Origin of the sequence: Bacillus sp. USDA818B3_A (genome assembly GCF_009928415.1) — a bacterium.
Classification (GTDB): Bacteria; Bacillota; Bacilli; order Bacillales; family Cytobacillaceae; genus Neobacillus.
On record NZ_JAABNN010000021.1, the window covers coordinates 61,908 to 84,507 of the forward strand.

Consider the following 22,600-nt stretch of genomic DNA (forward strand, 5'->3'; position numbering starts at 1 on the left):
TTCCGCTTTTCTTCTCATTATATTAATCATATACAGTTTTGGTTCCATGTGTATAATCCGCTTCTTGCCGTTTGATCCCGCCTCGATTTTCAATTTCCTCAATAATTTCTCGATGAATTGTTTGTCCTTCACTATTTAAATAGGGAGCAATTTGTTGTAAAGAATGATGAAAGAAGGCTAGTTCGCTATCTTTCCAATCTGTTTTTACCATCAGGGAAAGCTCTGTCATATCTCGGCCTATGTACATATCTCCTGAACTCCTCTCGAACCGTATTTAATTTTAGTGTTTTATATTAATTGTCATCTATACATGGAAAAGATAAAATGAATAGAAAAGTAAAGCATTTCGTGATTTAACTTAAAATACATAGTAGGGGATGATCTAATTGACACAAAAAGTCGCACTTATTACAGGAAGCTCAAGAGGAATTGGTAAGGCTACGGCCCTTCGTCTGGCAAAAGAGGGGTATGATATCGTAATTAACTATGCAAGAAGTAAAAGGGGCGCCCTTGAGGTTGCAGAGCAAATTGAAGCATTGGGTAGAAAGGTATTGGTTGTAAAGGCAAATGTTGGTGATGTGGCTAAGATAAAAGATATGTTTGCCCAGATAGATCAAGAATTCGGCCGGTTAGATATCTTTGTTAATAATGCTGCTTCCGGAGTTCAGCGCCCGATAATGGAATTAGAGGAATCGCATTGGGATTGGACATTAAATATCAATAGTAAAGCTTTATTATTTTGTGCCCAAGAAGCCGCAAAACTGATGGAGAAAAATGGCGGCGGGAAGATTGTAAGTATCAGTTCACTCGGTTCAATTCGTTATTTAGAAAATTATACGGTTGTGGGTGTTTCTAAAGCGGCACTAGAAGCATTAACAAGATACTTAGCTGTTGAATTAGCTCAAAAAAATATAATTGTTAATGCCGTATCAGGCGGGGCAGTGGATACCGAGGCATTAAAGCATTTTCCTAATCGGGAAGAGCTTCTGCAAGAGGCAAGAGAGAAGACACCTGCAGGACGAATGGTGGAAATTGACGATATCGTTAATAGTGTCATGTTTCTTTTATCAGATCAATCCAGCATGATTAGAGGACAAACAATCATTGTAGATGGCGGAATTTCGTTACTCGTTTAGTTCAATTTTAAAAATTATTTTTAAATAATTTTTTTGGGATATTCTCCACGAAGCCGGGACATATTAATTTCGTGGAGGTGATATCAATGGCAAACTTCAATCAACAGCCAAACAAAACTTCTGCTGGAACTAACATCCAGCAAGTAAGACAACAGAACGCTCAATCAGCTGGTGCTGGTTCTGCAGGTTCTTTTGGAACTGAATTTGCAAGCGAAACAAATGCTGCTGAAGTAAGACGTCAAAATGCACAATCAGCTGGTGCTGGTTCTGCTGGCGCTGCAGGTTCTGCAGGTTCTTTTGGAACTGAATTCGCGAGCGAAACTAATGCTCAAGAAGTAAGACAACAAAACCAACAAGCAGAATCTCGTAAAAACCAAAACAGCGGTGGTCAATTCGGCCAAAGCTAATAAAGCTTAAAAAAAGAAGGCACTCTTCATTCGTAAGAGTGCCTTCTTTATTTTTATGAGCAAGGCGCGCTTCTGCTTTTCTACTTGTCCAGCTCCAGCGCCTAGCCCCTCGAGGTCACAAGCCAATCCGTCCAAAAGGTTAAAAAGCAACCTTTCAGCCGGCTTGTCTTGTGCTTGTCGGGGCTGATCAAGGCGCTTCCGCTTTTCTACTTTCGACAAAACTTCTGATTTGTCTACAGAACTAGTCAAAGGGAAATTCGTGCTGTTCGAGAATACATATAATAGCTTAAAATAAGGCGGTGAGGGAAATGGATCATTTTAACCGATTAGTTTCCGAGCAAATGGTGACAATGGAAAAATTATTATATCTGCAAGCTGAGCTTGAGCGATGCCAACAAATTGAGGAAGAACTTCAGAATCTGCAAAATGAGACCCATCTTGAGAGTATAAAAAATGATATACAGTTAATGAAAAAAGAGCTAAAAGATATTCAGCTAATGTTTGAAAAACAGACAGAAGAAGTCATAAACTCCTATCGTGAAATGAACTTAACCCCAACTTTATAATTTTTGGGACCAAAAATCGAGAAAAATTAAACAATTTTTTACAAAGAGCCATTGAAATCTGGCTCTTTTGTTTTAAATTCTTGTCTTAACCGTTATAATAATAGTAAATAGGAATTTTACTTTGTTACCTTTTGTTGTATTAAACGGTTAAGAAATAGGTTTCAAAGCGTTCAGAAATGAAGGTAGGGGAGAAAATGGTCGTACCCATCGAAGGTGAACCAATGCAAATACATAGCTATAAACACAATGGGCACATCCATCGCGTCTGGGAAGAAACAACAGTTTTAAAAGGGTCTCAGAATTTAGTGATTGGCGGAAATGACCGGACACTTGTAACGGAATCAGATGGAAGAACGTGGATAACAAGAGAACCAGCTATATGTTATTTCCACTCTCAATACTGGTTCAATGTTATTGGAATGCTTCGTGAAGATGGCATCCACTATTACTGTAATATAAGTTCACCATTTATTTTCGATGGTGAGGCACTTAAGTATATTGATTATGATCTCGATATCAAGGTATTTCCTGATATGACCTTTAACTTACTAGACGAAGATGAATATGAACGGCATCGCCGTGAAATGAATTATCCAGATGTTATTGATAAAATCTTAAAGAGGAACGTTGAAAAATTAATTCAAATGATTCGGCAGCGTAACGGTCCTTTTGCACCGGATTTTATCGATATTTGGTATGAACGTTATTTAACTTACAGACGTTAAATAATTTTTGCTATATGAAGAACCTGTTGTTTGGAAAGCAACAGGTTTTTAACTGTTTAAGTATAATGGATAAAGGAGGGGATTGCTTGAACAGTATTCGCAGGTATCTGCAATTTGTCAAACCATATCGCGCACAAATCATATGGACCATTATCATTGGCATTATTAAGTTTTCTATACCGTTAATCATTCCTATGCTGATAAAGTACGTAGTTGATGATATTGTTGGAAATAATGGGATTTCTCATGATGAAAAAATAAGTAAACTGCTGCTTATTATGGGAGTTATGATTGTTGTATTCGTCATCTTAAGACCGCCGATTGAATACTATCGTCAATATTTTGCCCAATGGACGTCAAGTAAAATCCTATATGATATTCGTGATCAAATGTATACTCACATCCAAAAGCTTAGCTTTCGTTATTTTTCCAATAACCGTGCAGGTGAGATCATTTCACGTGTAATTAATGATGTAGAACAGACAAAGACCTTCGTTACTTCTGGATTAATGAATCTTTGGCTCGACATTGCTACAATAGTTATTGCTATTATCTTTATGTTTTATATGAATGTTAAATTAACCGTTGTATCTATTTTGTTATTTCCACTATACGCCTTCTCAGTTCGCTACTTTTTCGGTAATCTGCGGAATTTGACTAGGAGACGTTCACAGGCACTTGCAGAGGTACAAAGTTATTTGCATGAAAGAGTCCAGGGAATGCCGGTTATTAAGAGCTTTGCAATAGAAGAGTATGAACAATCGCAGTTCGATAAACAGAATAAAAACTTTTTAGAAAAAGCCTTGCAGCATACTAGCTGGAATGCAAAATCTTTTGCAGCAGTAAACACGATTACTGATATCGCCCCATTGATAGTAATTGGATACTCAGCCTACCTTGTTATCCAGGATCAATTATCACTTGGAACAATGGTTGCTTTTTTTGCCTATATCGATAAACTGTACAATCCGTTAAGAAGGCTTGTAAATTCATCTACTACCATCACCCAATCATTTGCTTCGATGGACCGGGTATTTGAATTCCTTGATGAGAAATATGATATAGTGGATGAGCCTAACGCTCGGGTCTGCACAGAAGTAAAGGGGAATATCTCTTTTGAACATGTATCCTTTTCATATGACAAAGAAGATGAGATGGTCTTGAAAGACATTCATTTAGATATTAAAAAAGGAGAAACCATTGCTCTTGTTGGGATGAGCGGTGGAGGAAAATCTACGCTTGTTAGCCTTATTCCACGCTTCTACGATGTTACAAAGGGAAGGATCACCTTAGATGGTGTTGACATACGCAAATTTAAGGTACAATCTCTTAGAGATAAAATAGGAGTCGTATTTCAAGATAACATTCTATTTAGTGAATCGGTAAAAGATAATATATTATTGGGGAAGCCTGATGCCTCTGAAGAAGAAGTTTACAAGGCAGCCAAAGCAGCCAATGCTCATGAGTTTATCTTAAACCTATCAGAAGGATATAACACCAAGGTAGGAGAACGGGGTATAAAGCTATCTGGCGGTCAGAAACAGCGTGTTGCGATTGCCAGAGTATTTTTAAAAAATCCCCCAATCCTGCTACTCGATGAAGCCACTTCTGCATTGGACTTAGAAAGCGAGCATCTTATTCAGGAATCACTTGAGGAGCTTGCAAAAGACAGAACGACCTTTATTGTTGCGCACCGCTTATCAACTATTACCCATGCCAACCGGATTGTACTAATTGAGCACGGGGAAATTGTCGAGGTAGGAACACACGAAGAACTAATGGCTAAGCAGGGGAATTATTATAAACTGTTCCAGGTTCAGCAGCTAGAAAGTAAGGAAGAACAGGCGTCTGTTTAAGTCATAAAAAGAAATAAATATAATGATAAAAGAACCCGTGCTATTGGCAGGGTTCTTTCATTTAAGTTATGACTCTTCGATTGATACTTCGTTGTGATGATAGGAATGAAAGCTGGTTATTAGGGTATCTAGATGCTCCACCTGTTCTCCGTAATCAATAATAGTTGCGATAATCTGCATGGAATGATATAAGTGCGGATTATCATGATCCTCAATTTCCCTTACATGTTTTAAATAAAAATCAAACAATTCTTTTTTATTAATACAGTCTGTTTCTTTAACATTGGAATGGGGAATAGGTACCTTCCCAATAAAGCGAAGTATAATCTGTTCATGATGATAAATTAGACTATCTAATTGCTCCTGGATAGACTCCTTAAAGCTCTCAGGAAGCTGCAGGAGTTCATTTTCAAAGCGATGAAGCCTTTTTAAAGTATCCAATGCTTTTTTAGCTGTTATATTTAATTGACGGTAAATGACTAACTTACGGGATTTTTCCAATTTAACTTTCTTAAAGTAACTGCGCTCTTCCTTATACATTGTATATAGCTGTTCCATCGAATGGATGCTGTCTTTAAAATCTAATATATCTGCCTTTAGTAATTGATGATCATAGTCGTGCCTAGTGCTTAGCCGAATCCATTTTATGATTTCTTCTGTCGTATTTACGATTTTAAAATACAGTTTATTTTCATACTTTGGCGGCATGAAGATAAGATTGACAAAAAAAGCGGAAAATACACCAATCATAATCGTCGAAAAACGGATACCAGCGAACTGGATAAAATTATCACTTTGCGTTTCCATAATGGATATTAAAGTTACGAGTGATAATCCAATCGTATTTTCGAGTTTAAGTTTTAGATTTAACAGGATGACAATAATAGCTGCAAGTCCAATTACAATAATGTGATTTCCTAATAAAAGAACAAAAATAACCGCAAATAAAGCCCCAATAATATTTCCCTGAATTTGTTCAATGATCGTTAAATACGAGCGATATATGGTCGGTTGAATCGCAAAGATTGCAGCAATCCCGGCAAAGACAGGGGAAGGTGAATGGAGCAGCTGTCCTATGAAAAGGGATAATGCAATGGCTATTCCCGTTTTTAAAATTCGGGCACCTAACTTCATTTAAGTAGATTCCTTTCAACTGGTCGTTTAAATTGTATGAGTACAAATGAATAACAAATATGTACTATACAATGAATAAAGGATATTAGCAAGAGATATTATATCAATTTTTATATTCAGTTTATATTAAAAAAATGTAAAAAAAAACGTCCACTATAATTAGTGGACGTTTCCTGCGTAAACCTGTTCCTTTGTCTGCAAATGCATAGTGCATGTGCTTGCTCTTTTCCTTAGATCACTCTGTTGATACAGAAGGGTCAGCCTGCTCTTTAACAGGTAGAATTTGAACAAAGTGATTTTCTGGATTCTCTAAAAGAGCCTTAAGCTCATTTGCCTCTTCTGATTGACCATTTTGTGCAAGTAAAGCAGTATATTGACCTAAAAGTTCATTAATATCCTTTTTACCTTTTTCGTCTAAATTCACAACAGATACTTTGGCACCTTTTGCAACGCGGCGCTGGATTGCATCCTTGGTTAGACCCATTTCAGGCTGATGGCGGATATAAACCACACCACCGGTCATACCTGCACAAATCCATGGACCTGGGTCACCGAGAACAAGACCGCGGCCATTAGTCATATATTCGAAAGCAAAGCCTTTGATATTCGCATTTGCTCCGATATTTCCTGTTTCTTTTTCTGGCAGTGGCTGCTTTAGGGCACCGCCGATAATTAAATCAGCACCAGAAAGACGAATTCCCGCACGGGCATCAGCATTACCCTGAGCAACAAGAAGTCCTTTTTGTGCACCATAACCGAAACCTTTACCAACTGAACCATTCAGATAACGGCCATTTTTACCTTTAGACTTAAGAACGTGAATATTACCGCCAAATGAAGTTTTACCAACGCCGTCTTGACCGCCGCCATTGACAGTAATTTCAATGCCTTCACTGTTATAAGCACCTAAACCGTTGCCAGGAATGGAACCTTCTTTGTACTTAAGCTGTACTGGAGCCAGCTGTTTATAAGAGCCATCCAGTCTTCCGCGGACACGGTGGCAGGATACCCGGCTTCCTAATACTCTTTGCTCAGAGGTTACACTTTCAAACTCGCGTGACGAATGAAGCTGATCTACACTTGCATCAAGGTACTCTGCACCTGCTGCCACTTGAAGTTGAACTTCCTCAATTGATTTTGATGCTTCTATTTTAGCAAACTGGCCGATTTCAAGCGGTTTTAACAGATAAGAAAGATTCAGTTGATCTTCTCCTTTAACCTGCTCTAATAGTTCGGAATGGCCAACTGCATCCTGTAAGTTATTAATTCCCAATGAAGCGGCAAGAGCCTTTAACTCCGTGCCAAATGCAGTAAATAGATTCATAATTCCTTGAACCGCTAAATCAAACTGTCTTGGTACAAATCGACGAAGTCCGTGTTCTTTTGCTTGTGCTTCCGATTCAATTTGCGTCGCAATACCGACATGGCAAGTATCCAAATGACAGCCGCGGCAAGTTGTACAACCAATCGAAAGCATAGCTAATGTACCAAAACCAACCCGGTTCGCACCTAGAAGCATAATCTTCATAACATCCATGGCGCTCTTCATGCCGCCATCTGCCCATAATTCAACTTTATGGCGAAGACCGCTTTCTAATAGGGCATTGTGAGCGGCTTTAACACCAATTTCAACAGGTAAGCCCACATATTGAAGGGCATGGATTCTAGCCGCACCTGTACCGCCATCAAAGCCGCTTAGTGTGATGATATCTGCTCCAGCTTTGGCAATACCAACAGCGATTGTACCGATATTTGGTACAACAGGTACTTTAACAGCAATTTTTGCTTGGTCATTGGCAGTTTTTAATTCTAGAATCATTTGTGCCAAATCTTCAATTGAATAGATATCATGGTTATTTGATGGTGAAATCAAATCGGAACCTAGTGTAGCGTTACGAGCTGCGGCAACCTTTGCTGTAACCTTTGAACCAGGTAAGTGACCGCCTTCACCAGGCTTTGCGCCTTGACCAATCTTAATTTCTAATAGGTTTGAAGAGTTTAATAGTTCGGCATTTACCCCGAAACGGCCGGAAGCGATTTGCTGTCCTCTTGTTCTTGGATATTTACCGAGCATATCTTTAATTTCTCCGCCCTCACCATTTAAACTCACCATGTTTAAACGATCAGCACCTTCAGCATAGGCTCTAAAAGCAATTTCGTTCTGAGAACCAAATGACATTGAAGAAATTAAGAATGGCAGATCATGTTCACCAACCCTAAGATCGACTTCTTCTGATGCTACTTGTTTATTACTCTTTTTAAGTGATACTAAATGACGAATGGTAGTCGGGTTTTGCTCTTCCTGTTCAGTGATTTTATCACGGTATACGTTATAGTCACCGGTTGAAGCAACTTCACCTATTGCTTTCCAGATACGAGGGAAGAGGTGGAATGTTTTACCGACTCTCTCCTTATCATTCTGGTAATCTGCCGCTCTTTTAATGGAATCCTGCTTCAATGCCTCGAAATCCATTTCGAGTTCTTTTGAACCGAAGAAGTTTACTATGTTTAATACCTTCGCTACTTCTTCATGTAAGCCAATACTGGAGTATAATCTGCCGTAACCGCGCAGTTCATGAATTCCAATAGTGGAAATAACTTTTTCTAATCCTTTTGTAAGGGCACTATATAGGTTTGTTAATGGTTTAGCTGTTTCATCGAGAACTGTTAAGAACATGTAGTACGGGCTGATCATATCTGCTCCTAAACCAAAAACAGTAATAATGTCATGGAGAGAGCGGATGCTTGCAGAACGTAATAGGATCGAACAATCTCTTCTTAACTCAGCTTTTACTAATGCTTGATCGATAGCAGAAGTAACTAAATGTGAATCCATCCAATAGGAATCTTCTTGATGGGCTTTCGCATCATCAAGAATCAGCAGTGTTTTACCAGCTTGAACGGCTTGAACTGCTTCATTTGCCAGTCTTTCTAATGCTTTATCTAATTTTTCGCTGCTTGCAAAGGTAGTAGAGATGAAGGCCGCTAATTTTTGTTCTTGGAAGTGGTGTACTACCTGATCAAAGCTAGGCTGACCTAATGCTTCTGCACATGAGAATCCAGCTTTTCCTTCCACTAATAAAGGAGTGGTAAGCTCAATGACTGCATTTGCTTTTTCAGCAGCAAAAAGATGCGGCCGTTTCCCGATAATTACACGAGTAGAGAAGTGCTCTGTTTCACGGTCACGGTCAATCGCAGGATTTGTTACAACGGCAACACTTTCTTTAATATAGTCAGCGATATTTACGCGTTCTGGATTAAGGGCAGCAAGCGGTGCGTCGTGTCCAAGTGAACGAATCGGCTCGACACCTTTTTCGGCCATTTGTTCAATTAATTGGATATGGTCCCGTTCCCAGCCAAAAGCCTTATATTGTCCATTATGAATTTTATCCGGATAGCTCATTGTAACGGTTTTATTAAAGGCAGGAGGCTGCAGGCGCACTCTTGATTCGTTAATCGTTAATCGCTCATTGAAACGGCTGTAAACCTCGTTTTGGTAACGGCTGTGCTCGAAAACCTCTAAGGAGTCACCATTCCATTTAAAACCAACCTTCTCACCAGGTGCTAATGGCTTCGGTTCATTCACATATTCACTAGAAGGAATAATCCCTGGTTCAGAAGAGAAAAGATAAGAACTTTCTGTTTCTAGCATCCATAATGGACGTAAACCTAATGCATCTACACTAAATACGGCTTCATCACCATTACGGGAAATAATCCCTGCAGGTCCTTGTGCAAAATGTCCCCATGCTTCGCGGAGATAAGTATATAAATCCTGAAGGTGTTCAGGGTATGACTTAATTTCGTTTACGATTGGCGGGAACAATAAATCCATTGTTTCAAATAAAGTATATCCCTCGCGACAGATTAAAGTTTCCATTGTACGGCTTAAATCTTGGGAGTCACTGCCGTCTTTAACTAAAGGAACTCCGATCATTCTTGCTTCGTCACGAAGCTTAGCAATGGTATTGATTTCACCATTATGACCTAGAACACTAAAAGGCTGCACTCGGAAAAAGCTTGATAATGTGTTCGTAGAATAACGGTTATGCCCAAGCGTCATGGTGGAAGCAACAATCGGGCTTGCTAAGTCCTTATAGTAACGGGGTAAAATATCTCCAGCACCCATTACTTTATAGACAACGTGATGCTGACTAAGAGATGCTACATGAACATTCTCGTTTGTTTCAATGTCGATAAGGGCATTAAAAAGATTTTTGGTCAACTCATTGCCTTTCTTTGTAGAAACGCAGGCAAATTGCCAGAACACAGGGTTCTCTTGAATCGCAATTGGGCCTAAGGCAGAGGAGTCTGTGACCTCATCTGTTTCAAATACTAAGGTCAACTGATAATCTTCAAGCTTTTTTTGTAATTCTTGTTTAGTAGTTTCCCAGTTTACCTTTCGGCTGACAAACACATGTCCGACTGAAAAATCATCTTGATCTGCTAGGTTTGGATCTATACCGGCATTACTTAATTTTTCTTTCCAAAGCTTATTAGGAATGTCCATATGGATCCCTACACCATCACCTTCGCCGTTAATGAAACCAGCACGGTGGTTCATGGTAACCAGGGCGTCGATACAGTCAAAGATGTTTTTTCTTGTCGGAATTTTATTTTTTTCAAGACATGAAACAATACCGCAGGCATCATGTTCCTGCTTGTGAAAATCTTTAAATAGGGAAGGGGTCCAATTTTGTGACATTATTAATGGCTTCATCGGTTTTACCGTTAAAGCCGTTTCACCTCCTATGGTACTTTTGGATTATAAATCTATTATTTTATAAATTATATTTATTAACTCTTTTAGGATGTTAATAAGCAAAAATTAAAAAGAAAAATACTACACTTATATTATCACAAGAATTTTCAGAAATCAAATAAATATACATAATTTTGGATATGAAAGTAAGTTGAAAAATATGCAAATTCAGGAAGAAAACCATTTATGTAAACGTTTTCATTTATGTTTTAAAAATAAAAGGAAGTGTTTTCCACTCCCTTTCGTGCATAAAAAATGTATAATTATTCGTTCTTAAGTGAAGAAAATGCATTTCTTACCGCGTGTAATGTCGCTTCAATGTCTTCTTCTGTATGAGCTATCGTTAAGAACCAAGCTTCATATTTCGATGGAGCGAGGTTTATACCTTGGTGAAGCATTAGTTTAAAAAACTTACCAAACATTTCACCATCAGTATTTTCTGCCTGCTCATAGTTTTCTATTTTTTCATTTGTAAAATAAACAGTAAGAGCGCCTTTCAAACGGTTAATAGTGATTTCAATCCCATTCTCCTTGGCCGCTTCTAGAATTCCCTCCTCAAGCATCGCCCCTAATCGGTCTAAATACTCATAAACACCATCTTGCTTCAATACCTCAAGGCAGGCAATTCCTGACAGCATGGAGGCAGGGTTTCCAGCCATTGTCCCAGCTTGGTAAGCAGTGCCAAGCGGTGCAACCTTATCCATTATTTCTTTCCGTCCGCCGTAGGCTCCGATCGGAAGACCGCCGCCGATAATTTTTCCCATTGCAGTTAAATCTGGCTGCACTCCCAGCAAGTCCTGTGCGCCGCCATACATGAAGCGGAATGCTGTAATGACTTCATCGTAAATGACAAGTGCTCCCGCTTCGTGGGTGAGGTCGTTAACCTGCTGTAAGAAGCCTGGTTTTGGTTCAACAATCCCAAAGTTACCGACGATTGGCTCAACTAATACAGCAGCAACTTGATCGCCCCATTTTTCTAATGCATGTTTGAGTGGTTCAATTTCATTAAAAGGAACAGTGATGACTTCTTGGGCAATACTCTTAGGTACGCCTGCTGAATCTGGTGTCCCGAGTGTGGATGGACCTGATCCTGCAGCAACTAAAACCAGGTCTGAATGCCCGTGATAGCAGCCGGCGAATTTAATGATTTTGTCACGGCCTGTATGTGCCCTGGCTACACGGATAGTGGACATCACTGCTTCTGTGCCAGAGTTAACAAAGCGGACTTTGTCTAATGAAGGAATGGCTTCCTTGAGCATTTTGGCGAATTTTACTTCATGCGGGGTTGGAGTTCCGTAAAGCACCCCTGTCTCTGCTGCACGTTTAATTGCTTCTGTAATGTGCGGGTGGGCATGTCCAGTAATAATTGGCCCGTATGCTGCCAGGTAGTCAATGTATTGGTTGCCATCAACATCCCAAAAATAAGCGCCTTGACCTCGCTCCATGACGACTGGAGACCCTCCGCCAACTGCCTTATAAGATCTAGATGGGCTGTTAACACCACCTACAATATGTTCTAATGCCTCATTATGTAGTCTTTCTGAATTTGTAAATTGCACAATGTTACCTCCTTAATCACGTATCATTCTATTTTAACATTATTTTAATTGACTGCTATCTGTTTAATATTTTTGAAAATTTGATGAAATAAGCGAGTAGTTGTCTTATCAAAAATATTTGGCTAAACTAATTGGTTAGAAGTGTAAAATCTTTGAAAAATCTGCAGCTTCAGCGCCCAATTGACAAGTTGACTTACATGGCGCTTTTCGTTTTCAGGAGGAAATTAGAATGGATCATGATGTAATTCAAGTTAAGAATTTACGAAAAGAGTTTAAATCCTACTCCAGCCGTACTGGTTTGAAAGGGGCGTTCCGGGACTTGTTTACCCGTAATTATAAAGTTGTTCCCGCGGTAAATGATATTAATTTTTCCGTGAAAAAAGGAGAAATGGTTGGATACATTGGTGAAAATGGGGCAGGAAAGTCGACAACGATTAAAATGCTGACGGGCATTTTGACTCCGACCTCTGGTGAAATCTGTGTCAACGGAATGAATCCGCATAAGGAACGGGAACGATTTGTCCAAACCATCGGAGTCGTATTTGGACAGCGCTCCCAATTATGGTGGGATATTGCTGTACAGGAATCATTCCGTTTATTGAAAAAGGTTTATAAAGTATCTGACGAACAGTACGACCAGCACATGAACCATGTGATCAAAACATTGGATATAGAACCGCTGTTAGACAAGCCTGTCAGGAAGTTATCACTTGGTCAAAGAATGCGCTGCGAACTTGCTGCTGCCTTAATTCATAATCCTCCCTTACTCTTTTTAGATGAACCGACCATTGGTTTGGATGTCCTTGTAAAGCTAAAGATTCGTGAGTTTTTAAAAGAAATTAATGAAAAATATAACACAACCATCCTTCTAACCACACATGACCTCTCAGACATTGAAGCCTTATGTGAGCGTGTGGTCATGCTTGATGAAGGAAAAATCATTTATGATGGGGGATTAAGGGAATTAAAGGAAAAATGGGGCGACCAAAAAGAATTACAATTCCAATTCCTTGAGAGCGTGGATTTGACTGCTGTTCAAAAAATAACCAGCGGATTGCCTGTTGTATGGGAAATGGATGAGAAAGATCAAATTTTTACAGCGGCAGTTGAGGACCGAGATGAATTAATTTCACAAGTCATCGCCCAAGTGGTTGCTGCATTAAAAATCAAAGATGTAAAAATAAATGAAACCCAGACGGAAGAAATTATCCGGAAAATCTATGAAAAGGGTGCTGTGGAAGTTGGATAAGTATTTAGAGATGATTAGGATCCGATTTTTAATGATGCTTGCTTATCGGACAAATTATTATACTGGTATTCTTATTTATAGCATTAATATTGGAGCCTATTATTTTCTTTGGACGGCCATATATGGCGGCAAAGAACAAATCCAGGGACTTTCTGTCGTACAGATGACTACTTATGTGGCGGTTTCTTGGATGGCAAGAGCTTTTTATTTTAATAACCTTGATCGGGAAATGGCCCAAGAAATTATGGAGGGAAAAGTGGCGATTGAATTAATCAGGCCCTACAATTACCTCGGGATGAAAACCATGCAAGGTTTAGGAGAAGGGATTTTTAGGCTTTTCTTCTTTTCTGCTCCGGGGCTTATTATCGTTTACTTTGTCTTTCCGATTAAGTTTTCTTGGGATTTGAGTGTGTGGGGTTTATTTGCAGTTTCTATTTTATTAAGTTTTTTGATTAATACCCAGCTGAATTTATTGACAGGAATAACGACTTTCTTCTTATATAATAATGCCGGATTGATTCGTGCCAAGCGGGTAGTCATTGATTTGTTTTCAGGGCTATTACTGCCGATTAGTTTCTTCCCGGGATGGGCGCAAACCATTATGGGCTTTCTGCCTTTTCAAGGAATTAGTTATACGCCAAGCATGATATTTACCAAAGGCTTTTCACATGATCAGGCGATAGCAGCGATCGGCCAGCAATTTATTTGGGTAATCATCTTAATTTTGCCTATTTATATACTTTGGAATTTGGCGAAGAAGCAATTGATTATTCAAGGGGGATAAGCTGTGTTTTATATATCGATGTTTTTTCAATACATGTCACAATATTTGAAGACCCGGTTCCAATATCGGGCGGATTTGTTTGTAGAATTTTTCTCGGATTTGATGTCACAGGCCATCAATTTAGTATTTATTTTAGTTGTTTTCGGACACACGCAATTATTACACGGATGGAGCAGAGATGAGATCATTTTTATCTATGGCTTTTTCCTAGTCCCGTTTGCGGTATTTTCAGCGTTCTTTAATATTTGGGATTTCAATGAGCGTTATATTGTAAGAGGGGAGTTGGACCGAATTTTAACAAGGCCGATTCACAGTCTATTTCAAATAATTCTGGAACGCCTAGAACTCGAATCACTATTAGGTGCCATCACTGGGCTGGCTGTGATGTTTTTTGCTGGGAGCCGGCTGCATTTGGATGTTGATTGGTATGATCCTATTTTGTTTATTATTTTTGTTATGGGCGGGGCACTTGTATACGGTGGTGTGTTTATTATGTTAGCCTGTATAAGCTTTTGGGCCGATGCGAGAACGTCATTGATGCCGATGATGTATAATATCAGCAGTTATGGCAGGTATCCGATAAATATCTATAATCCATTGATTCGGTTTGTATTAACGTGGATCTTGCCGTTTGCTTTTGTCGGGGTATATCCAGCGGCATTCTTTTTGGAAAAACAAGAATGGTATTGGTATTCATTTTTAACGCCAGTTATAGGAATGATCTTCTTCATCGTTTCAGTGATGTTATGGAATCAGGGAATAAAAAAATACCGTGGTGCAGGTAATTAAGTAAAGGCCGCACTTAGGTATTGTCCAGCTCCAGTGCCAAACCAAGGCGCTGGAGCTTTTTATTATGCCTGGTTTTTGATATTTTATTGTCCAAGCCGGCATAGGAATAGAATAAGCCGCAATTCCATAGAGGTGGTTACTTTGTTCTATTTTCTATTGCCAATTGTTATTTTTTGCATTTTTATGAGTTTGCGAACATTATTTACTCCTAATACGCTTAAGGGGAAAATTGTTTCTACTGAGAATTTTTTATATTTAGGGGCTGTGTATTTAACGATTATTCTTGGCTTTGGAATGATTTATATCTTGTTTAATTTAATTGGTATGCCGCTCTTGCGTGAAGTAAATGTACCCCATAAGAATATTTTTGAAAGTAGTTTTTATTTTAGTGCAATGACACTTTTTTCAGTGGGGAATGGTGATGTGCTTCCCCAAGGAATAGGAAGAATGATTGCTGTTATCGAAGCATTAATCGGCTACACATTACCTGCGGCCTTTGTAGCGAGAGTTGTGCTTAATAATGAAAAGTAGTTCCTTTGATTGCGTTTAGTTGTGTTCTTCAGACAGTTTGGTTACGCTAAGAGTATATACGTACCAAACAGCAAATGAGAATGATATTAACTAAGCAAAGGAAGAGATAAATGACAATTGAAGTTGGGAAAATGGCGCCTAATTTTGAATTAAGGGCTACGAATGAGGAAAGTGTTAAGTTAGCTGATTTCAGAGGGGAAAATGTGGTTTTATATTTTTATCCGAAAGATATGACTCCGGGATGTACTACGCAAGCTTGTGATTTTAGGGATAATCATCAGAGTTTTGCAGAGTTAAAGTGTGTCATTATTGGTGTGAGTCCTGATCCGCAAGAAAAACATGAAAAGTTTATCGAGAAGTATCATTTGCCTTTCATGCTTTTAGTAGATGACGAACATAAAGCGGCTGAATTGTATGAAGTGTGGAAACTAAAAAAGAACTTCGGTAAAGAGTATATGGGAATTGAACGATCCACTTTTATAATTGATAGAGAAGGTAAACTAGTTAAAGAGTGGCGTAAGGTTAAAGTAAAAGGCCATGTTGAAGAGGCCTTACAGTATGTAAAAGAGAATTTAGGCTGAGTATTAAATCCCCGAATTGGTTTGGTTAAGAATATACAGTTTGGTAATGCTAAGCAGGTATTCTTATCATCATTAAGGGGGATTTTTTTTGTATTTTTATAAAGAAGATTTAATTAACATAATCGTTCCGGATAAACCGGATCCAGCTGCTGCTAAGGTGCTTCAAGAGGCTCTCGGCGGAAGATTTGGAGAAATGCGGACGATGATGCAGTTCTTTTTCCAGAGCTCAAACTTCCGAGGAAACAAAAAGCAGTATCGTGATTTAATTAGAGGTGTTTTCCTGGAGGAAATCAGCCATGTGGAGCTTGTACAAACAACGATAAATCAGTTGCTCAATGGTTCGGGAGAAGATGCTGTAGGGGCGGAAGGAAGTACAGGTGCTCCGCTTGAGGCAGCCGTTAAAGACCATGCCAACCCTCATCACTTCATTATGGGAGCACAAAGCTCGCTTCCGGTAGATGCGGGCGGTAATCCCTGGACTGGTAACTATGTATACAGTCACGGAAACTTAATTAGCGATTTATTGGACAATCTAGTATTGGAATCTACAGGGGTCCTGCAAAAGTCACGTATTTATGAGATGAGTTCTAATAAGACCTTTAGAGAAACATTAGCATTCTTAATTGTTAGAGATAATGCGCATCAAAATGCGTTTGCTAAAGCATTAGAAACATTAGGTGTCAATTGGGGAAAAATTTTCCCGGTGCCGAATTACGATATCAATAAGTACCCTGAATGCCGTAAATATGTTGAGATGGGCTTCCATAATGCGCAGTTTAATTTTAGATTGGATGACACATTGATAGGACAAATATTCCAAGGGGAATCGCCAAGCCGGAATGACGGTACACTTCAAGTTATTCCTCCGCCAAATGGATATCCAGTTCCGGAGCTCCCCGAGATGCCTAACGAACATAGCCCTGGGTTATACGATTTAAATAATTAAAAAAACGAAAAAGGACGACGTGTTTTAATGGACATGTCCCTTTTCGTTTTTTTTTTATATCTCAATAATAATTGGAAGAATCATTGGCTTTCTCTTTGTTTGAGTAAACAGATACTGTCCCACTGATTTTTTTATGTTTTGTTTGATTACATTCCATTGGCGGATATTTTCAGCCTGCAGGTCATTGACGGTCTTTTTTACTAGGCGGTTTACTTCTTTTAGCAATTCATCCGAGTTGCGTGCGTAAACAAATCCCCGGGTAATGGTATCAGGTCCAGAAATAATCTTTCGGTCTCCCTTGCTGATCGTTATGACGACAACAAGCATTCCGTCTTCAGACAACTGCTTCCTATCGCGTAACACAATATCACCGACATCACCAACCCCCATCCCATCTACATAAGTGTCACCTGCTGGGACCGAGCGGGTTTGATATGCGGCACCATTTTTTATATCAACGATATCGCCATTTTTTATAATAAAGGTATTTCCTTTCTCTACTCCGACAGACTCAGCCAACATTTGGTGATGGTGCAGCATCCGATATTCCCCATGAATCGGGATGAAATAAGTTGGTTTCATAAGGGTCAGCATTAGCTTTAAATCTTCCTGGTAGCCATGTCCAGAGACATGCATGCCTGTTGTACTGCCTGAACCATAAATGACCTTTGCACCGATTTGAAATAAGTTATCGATAATGCGCGAGACATCCTTTTCGTTTCCTGGAATGGGGGACGCTGCTAAAATCACGGTATCTCCAGGGTAAATTGCGACATCGCGAAAGTTTCCGCTTGCCAGCCGGGAAAGGGCTGCCATAGGTTCCCCTTGGCTGCCTGTACAGAGGATAGCTACTTTTTCTGCAGGCATATTATCGATCTCACTTGCGTCAATCAACATCCCCTCCGGAACATTTAGATAACCTCGTTCAATGGCCACATTAACAACATTCACCATACTGCGGCCCAGCAATGCTAGTTTACGATTGGTCTTAATGGCCGATTCAACGACTTGCTGGACACGGTTGACATTGGATGCAAAGGTGGAGATGAAAATTTTCCCCCTTGCCTTTATGAACGCTTCATCCATATGGGAACCAACCATCTGCTCAGAAGGGGTTAACCCTTTGCGCTCGGCATTCGTACTTTCGGAAATTAAGGCTAAAACACCTTGTTGGCCAATTTCCGCCATTTTATGTATATCTGAATATTGATTATTAGCGGGTGTCAAATCAAATTTAAAATCTCCAGTATGGACAACCTTCCCCTCTGGTGTATGGAATACAATCCCAAGGCAGTCAGGTATACTGTGGCTTACTTTAAAAAAAGAAATTTGGACCTGACCGAACTCTAATTTTGAATTAGAGTCTATCGTGATAAGTTTGGTATCTCTCTTTAATCGATGTTCATCTAATTTTAATTCAATGAGCCCAAGGGTAAATCGGGTTGCATAAATAGGTACATTTAATTTTCTTAAAAAGTAGGGAATCCCGCCAATATGATCTTCGTGTCCATGTGTAACGATTAGAGCTTTAATTTTTTCCTGATTCTCTTCCAGATACGTTATGTCAGGAATAATTAAGTCAATCCCTAGTAAGCTTTCGTCGGGAAATTTCCCCCCGCAATCAATAATATAAATCTCGTCTTCATATTGAACCACATACATATTCTTTCCGATTTCATTGATTCCGCCTAGGGCGAAGATAGATAAGGCGTTTTCAGTGATTTTCATCTTTTATTCCTCCATTCAAACCTAGAGCCTTTTACATAATTTTATTATTCCTTTCTGTTTACACTTTGATGCAGTGAAAGCAGGATCCTTTATACTTAAACGTTTTCAATTTATAGGACATGAATGATGAATTTCATCATAAAATGTACAAGTTGATAAACAATAGGGTGGAGTGGTTTTATTGAGTGTAAACATATTAATCAGTTATATCATCCTAGGGTTTACCTTAGCAGCACCCATTGGGCCGGTGAATTCCGCCCGTTTGGATAAGGGGATAAAAAATGGTTTTTGGCATGCATGGGTTGTAGGGGTTGGATCCATGATGGCTGATGGAATATTCATGTTATTGGTTTATTTAGGGATGGTCCGCTTTCTTGGAATTCCTATCGTACAAATTTTCCTTTGGCTTTTTGGAGGGTTTATTCTGATCTATTCGGGGTTGGAAAGTATTAAAAATGCTAATACGATAACCCTATCCTATAGCCGGAATAAAGAACCGCTTCATAAGTGTTTCTTAACAGGATTTATACTCTCGATCACAAGCCCTTTGTCGATCCTATTTTGGCTTGGTATTTATGGTTCCATTCTGGCAAAAACAGCAGAGACTAATGGGACGGAATCGTTGTTAATCTATAGCAGTATGATTTTTTTAGGCCTGACTTTCTGGGATTTATTTGTGGCTGCCCTTACAACAGGGTTCCGGAAATTATTAAATATGAAAAGCTTGATTGCCATTTCATTTATTTCCGGAGCATCCTTAGTTGTTTTCGGGATTTATTTTGGATACCAGGGTGTTTCCGCGCTTTGGGGTTAGAAATTACATAAAATAAGAGCCTATTTTCTTTAGAAAAGGCATTTGTCCAATGCAAGATAGCTTAAACTGAATATCATCTTATTAGGGCATACCTCCTCAGATAAATTTATTAGGGTCCTTAGCGGCCCTTCTTTTTTTATAAAAAACCATTATATATTCACAACTTTCTAAATATAAGTATAGGTGTTAAGATGAAGAAAATAATTCTCCTTAGAATACATAGTAATCAATAAATCAAAATGCTGTTTATGGAGGGGTCTGTAATGAAGATCTATACAAAAACTGGTGATAAAGGTACTACTTCTTTAATTTATGGACAGAGGGTAGCGAAAAATGACCTGAGGGTTGAAGCTTACGGAACTTGTGATGAGACCAACTCTATGCTTGGACTTGCGTTAAGCTACTTGAAAAATGAAAATTTTCAAGGGAAAGAAACAATAGAAACTGTATATCATAAGATTCAAACAAACCTTTTTCATGTTGGAGCGGAATTGGCTACCCCAAAAGGTAAGGAAGTAAAGTGGAAGCTTGTCTCTGCAGACATAGAAGAATTAGAAAAACAAATTGATGATTGGGATTCAACTTTACCAGCGCTGACTAATTTCATATTGCCAGGTGGACATCCTGCAGGTGCTGCTTTCCATACGGCGCGGACAATCGCTCGTAGAGCAGAACGATGTGCGGTTTCCATAGGAGAAGATGTAAATCCCCTTGTTTTGGCCTACTTAAATAGGCTTTCAGATTTATTGTTTGTAACGGCCAGATATGTTAATTATCTACTGGGAGAAAATGAACAAACCTTACATGGGAATAGTTAGTAACAAATAGTGATTATTAGATTACAATGTTGACAAAAGTACAAATGACCTAGTAAAATTAATTATAACAATTATAATCTAATAATATTTTTTAGAAAGAAGGTGCATGGCGATGAATCAGTTAAAAGAAGCGTTGGATACCTTGAAGGATACAGGTGTGCGAATTACTCCGCAACGTCATGCTATACTTGAATATTTAATAAACTCAATGTCACATCCTACTGCTGATGAAATTTATAAAGCTCTTGAAGGAAAGTTCCCTAATATGAGTGTGGCAACAGTTTACAATAATTTACGAGTATTTCGTGAAGTTGGCCTAGTTAAGGAATTAACCTATGGAGATGCATCAGCGCGTTTTGATTTCGTAACCACACACCATTACCATGTGATCTGTCAAAGCTGCGGCAAAATTGTTGACTTCCATTATCCTGGTCTTGACGAGGTTGAGCATCTTGCTTCACACGTAACTGGTTTTAAAGTGGATAATCACCGTATGGAAATTTACGGTTCTTGTCCTGAATGTGCTGCGAAGGAAGTACATTAATCTATAAAAAAAGGGTGACTAAAATCCTTTGGTTAATACCAATAGGTTTTTAGTCACCCTTTTTTTAGTTACTTTCTTTTTTATGATTATAATCTTCATTAAACTGCTTTCCTTCTAGATTAGGATCTAAGGTTAAAGGTTCGCGGCAGTACATACACATGTCTACCCGGCCCAGCATCTTTGTTGGTTTCCCGCAGTTTGGGCATTTTACCTGAATGGTTTTCGTTGACAGCATACCAATCCAAAAATATACGACTGTGCTTGCAATAATAAAAATGAGCCCTAATAGCATAAAAATGGTCATAATAATTGGTGAAGTACGAAAATAAATTCCGATGTACATAACAATAAATCCAATAAATATTAAGGATAATGCAAAGGATCGGATTTTATTTATTTTACTTGAATATTTAGCCATATTTCTCCCTCCTAGACAAACTATACCACAATTATTTTCTAAGAAAAAATACAAAGAATGTCGAAAAATGTCTTTTGCGAAAGAAGGAAATTAGATTTCACTGTCGAACATATAATGCTACCTGAATAAAATGGAGGAATGATGAATGGAAGACATCCTTCGGCCCATATATCAAGAAAGGGCGAGCCAATCCAATACTCTGGGAGTTTTGTTGGTTGAAAAGAAACAGAGATCCAGCCATATCACTGATTCATTTGATGTTATTTTATTGATAATTGTAAAAGAGGCAGACCATCCATTGTTTATTAAACATTATACTTACGATGATAAAAAGGCTGCTATGCACATCGTAACAGAAGATCTGCTGCAGGAATGGCTGCTGTTGGGAACAAATCGAAAGATATTTGAATGGCTTCATGAAGCGAAGATTTTATTTGATCGAAATGAATACGTACTTAATTTAAAAACAGAGCTGAGAGATTTTCCTTTCAATGGCCGGAAAATTAAAATGGGGTTAGAATTTGCTAAACTAATTCGCAGGTATGTGGATGGGAAAGCATTATTCGAGAGTGGTCAATTCCTTGATGCCTATAATCATGTGGTGCATTCTTTACATCATTTAGCCCGCTTAGCGGTTATTGAAAATGGTCTTCATCCAGAACTGACAGTTTGGAATCAAGTAAAACAAATAGAGCCGGAAATTTATAAGCTCTATGTAGAATTAGTAAATAGCGAAGAAACTATAGAGAAAAGACTAGAATTGTTGTTCTTGGCTAGTGAGTTTTTAATTCATTCCAGAACAAATATTGGTACTTCACACTTATTGGAAGTATTAAGCGGCAAGGAGTACTGGATGTTTAACGAGATTATGACTGAAAAAGAATTAATCCCTTATTCTGTAGATTTGGCTGTGCTGATTGAATATCTTATCGAGAAACATCTAATAGAGGTAGTGAATGTTGAGACTAAAGGTCATGGTGTTTTTCATAGATATTATCATGTCTCATAATTATTTTAAAAAAATAAGAAAAAGTATTGACCTTTTAAAAAATACTTGGTATATTAATAACCGTCGCTGCGAAACATTCTTAAAGAGCTTCGCGGATGACGGTTCAAAAGTTTTTTAAAAAAGTGTTGACATCACATTCGGTGATATGGTAAATTAATAAAGTCGCTTGTGAACAACATCGATTGCTCTTTGAAAACTAAACAAACAAAAACGTCAACAAACAATAATTATTCATTTCTTATGA

Annotated in this window: 22 protein-coding genes; 15 read left to right on the top strand and 7 right to left on the bottom strand. The window is 38.5% G+C overall.

Going from position 1 to position 22,600, the window contains the following annotated elements:
• Positions 1-22: 22 nt before the first annotated feature.
• Positions 23-247: a hypothetical protein gene (locus GXK58_RS22595; RefSeq protein ID WP_160725442.1), complete on the bottom strand. Its 225-nt coding sequence runs from the start codon at positions 245-247 to the stop codon at positions 23-25.
• Positions 248-386: 139 nt separating this feature from the next.
• On the opposite strand from GXK58_RS22595, the gene fabL reads away from it, so the two are divergent.
• Complete coding sequence (fabL, locus tag GXK58_RS22600; protein WP_160725443.1) at positions 387-1,136, top strand: enoyl-[acyl-carrier-protein] reductase FabL; 750 nt, start codon at positions 387-389, stop codon at positions 1,134-1,136.
• A gap of 86 nt (positions 1,137-1,222) precedes the next feature.
• Positions 1,223-1,543, top strand: a complete 321-nt coding sequence (locus tag GXK58_RS22605) for a gamma-type small acid-soluble spore protein (protein WP_160725444.1) — start codon at positions 1,223-1,225, stop codon at positions 1,541-1,543.
• A gap of 6 nt (positions 1,544-1,549) precedes the next feature.
• Here the strand turns inward: GXK58_RS22605 and GXK58_RS22610 are convergent, their stop codons facing one another.
• Positions 1,550-1,792, bottom strand: a complete 243-nt coding sequence (locus tag GXK58_RS22610) for a hypothetical protein (RefSeq protein WP_160725445.1) — start codon at positions 1,790-1,792, stop codon at positions 1,550-1,552.
• A gap of 59 nt (positions 1,793-1,851) precedes the next feature.
• Between GXK58_RS22610 and GXK58_RS22615 the strand changes: the two genes are divergently transcribed.
• From GXK58_RS22615 to GXK58_RS22625, 3 genes are all read left to right on the top strand, one after another.
• Positions 1,852-2,109 carry a YgaB family protein gene (locus tag GXK58_RS22615; RefSeq protein ID WP_160725446.1) on the top strand — a complete coding sequence of 86 codons (258 nt, stop codon included), beginning with the start codon at positions 1,852-1,854 and terminating at the stop codon, positions 2,107-2,109.
• Between the two features lie 194 nt (positions 2,110-2,303).
• Positions 2,304-2,834 (top strand): nucleoside tri-diphosphate phosphatase, encoded by a 531-nt coding sequence (gene ntdP / locus GXK58_RS22620; RefSeq protein WP_160725447.1) that lies wholly within the window; start codon positions 2,304-2,306, stop codon positions 2,832-2,834.
• An 86-nt stretch (positions 2,835-2,920) separates the two neighbouring features.
• Complete coding sequence (locus GXK58_RS22625) at positions 2,921-4,690, top strand: ABC transporter ATP-binding protein (RefSeq protein WP_160725448.1); 1,770 nt, start codon at positions 2,921-2,923, stop codon at positions 4,688-4,690.
• A gap of 66 nt (positions 4,691-4,756) precedes the next feature.
• Here GXK58_RS22625 and GXK58_RS22630 read toward each other — a convergent pair whose 3' ends face one another.
• The 3 genes from GXK58_RS22630 to GXK58_RS22640 form a co-directional block, all read right to left on the bottom strand.
• On the bottom strand, positions 4,757-5,824 hold the full coding sequence (locus GXK58_RS22630; protein WP_160725449.1) for an FUSC family protein: 1,068 nt from the start codon (positions 5,822-5,824) through the stop codon (positions 4,757-4,759).
• A gap of 235 nt (positions 5,825-6,059) precedes the next feature.
• Positions 6,060-10,529 (bottom strand): glutamate synthase-related protein, encoded by a 4,470-nt coding sequence (locus tag GXK58_RS22635; protein WP_160725450.1) that lies wholly within the window; start codon positions 10,527-10,529, stop codon positions 6,060-6,062.
• 320 nt (positions 10,530-10,849) lie between these two features.
• Positions 10,850-12,145 (bottom strand): glutamate-1-semialdehyde 2,1-aminomutase, encoded by a 1,296-nt coding sequence (locus tag GXK58_RS22640; RefSeq protein WP_160725451.1) that lies wholly within the window; start codon positions 12,143-12,145, stop codon positions 10,850-10,852.
• A 229-nt stretch (positions 12,146-12,374) separates the two neighbouring features.
• Here GXK58_RS22640 and GXK58_RS22645 point away from each other — a divergent pair, with 229 nt between their 5' ends.
• From GXK58_RS22645 to GXK58_RS22670, 6 genes are all read left to right on the top strand, one after another.
• A complete protein-coding gene (locus GXK58_RS22645; RefSeq protein WP_160725452.1) occupies positions 12,375-13,394 on the top strand; it encodes an ABC transporter ATP-binding protein in 1,020 nt (339 codons plus the stop codon).
• The gene (locus GXK58_RS22650; RefSeq protein ID WP_160725453.1) at positions 13,387-14,178 is read left to right on the top strand and encodes an ABC transporter permease; all 792 of its coding nucleotides are present in this window, start codon (positions 13,387-13,389) and stop codon (positions 14,176-14,178) included. The genes GXK58_RS22645 and GXK58_RS22650 overlap by 8 nt, the downstream gene beginning before the upstream one ends.
• Positions 14,179-14,181: 3 nt before the next feature.
• A complete protein-coding gene (locus GXK58_RS22655; protein WP_160725454.1) occupies positions 14,182-14,967 on the top strand; it encodes an ABC transporter permease in 786 nt (261 codons plus the stop codon).
• A gap of 141 nt (positions 14,968-15,108) precedes the next feature.
• Complete coding sequence (locus GXK58_RS22660) at positions 15,109-15,498, top strand: potassium channel family protein (RefSeq protein WP_237389756.1); 390 nt, start codon at positions 15,109-15,111, stop codon at positions 15,496-15,498.
• 110 nt (positions 15,499-15,608) lie between these two features.
• Positions 15,609-16,079 (top strand): thioredoxin-dependent thiol peroxidase, encoded by a 471-nt coding sequence (bcp, locus tag GXK58_RS22665; protein ID WP_160725455.1) that lies wholly within the window; start codon positions 15,609-15,611, stop codon positions 16,077-16,079.
• An 88-nt stretch (positions 16,080-16,167) separates the two neighbouring features.
• Positions 16,168-17,025 carry a manganese catalase family protein gene (locus GXK58_RS22670; RefSeq protein ID WP_160725456.1) on the top strand — a complete coding sequence of 286 codons (858 nt, stop codon included), beginning with the start codon at positions 16,168-16,170 and terminating at the stop codon, positions 17,023-17,025.
• A 54-nt stretch (positions 17,026-17,079) separates the two neighbouring features.
• On the opposite strand, the gene GXK58_RS22675 is transcribed toward GXK58_RS22670, so the two are convergent.
• Positions 17,080-18,753, bottom strand: a complete 1,674-nt coding sequence (locus GXK58_RS22675) for a ribonuclease J (protein ID WP_160725457.1) — start codon at positions 18,751-18,753, stop codon at positions 17,080-17,082.
• Between the two features lie 181 nt (positions 18,754-18,934).
• Here GXK58_RS22675 and GXK58_RS22680 point away from each other — a divergent pair, with 181 nt between their 5' ends.
• From GXK58_RS22680 to perR, 3 genes are all read left to right on the top strand, one after another.
• Positions 18,935-19,567 (top strand): LysE family transporter, encoded by a 633-nt coding sequence (locus tag GXK58_RS22680; RefSeq protein WP_160725458.1) that lies wholly within the window; start codon positions 18,935-18,937, stop codon positions 19,565-19,567.
• Positions 19,568-19,830: 263 nt separating this feature from the next.
• Positions 19,831-20,385, top strand: a complete 555-nt coding sequence (locus GXK58_RS22685; protein ID WP_160725459.1) for a cob(I)yrinic acid a,c-diamide adenosyltransferase — start codon at positions 19,831-19,833, stop codon at positions 20,383-20,385.
• Between the two features lie 106 nt (positions 20,386-20,491).
• Positions 20,492-20,929 carry a peroxide-responsive transcriptional repressor PerR gene (perR, locus tag GXK58_RS22690; RefSeq protein ID WP_160725460.1) on the top strand — a complete coding sequence of 146 codons (438 nt, stop codon included), beginning with the start codon at positions 20,492-20,494 and terminating at the stop codon, positions 20,927-20,929.
• Between the two features lie 64 nt (positions 20,930-20,993).
• On the opposite strand, the gene GXK58_RS22695 is transcribed toward perR, so the two are convergent.
• Positions 20,994-21,347 (bottom strand): YgzB family protein, encoded by a 354-nt coding sequence (locus tag GXK58_RS22695; protein WP_160725461.1) that lies wholly within the window; start codon positions 21,345-21,347, stop codon positions 20,994-20,996.
• A 145-nt stretch (positions 21,348-21,492) separates the two neighbouring features.
• Here GXK58_RS22695 and GXK58_RS22700 point away from each other — a divergent pair, with 145 nt between their 5' ends.
• Complete coding sequence (locus GXK58_RS22700; RefSeq protein WP_160725462.1) at positions 21,493-22,356, top strand: nucleotidyltransferase-like protein; 864 nt, start codon at positions 21,493-21,495, stop codon at positions 22,354-22,356.
• Positions 22,357-22,600: the final 244 nt, after the last annotated feature.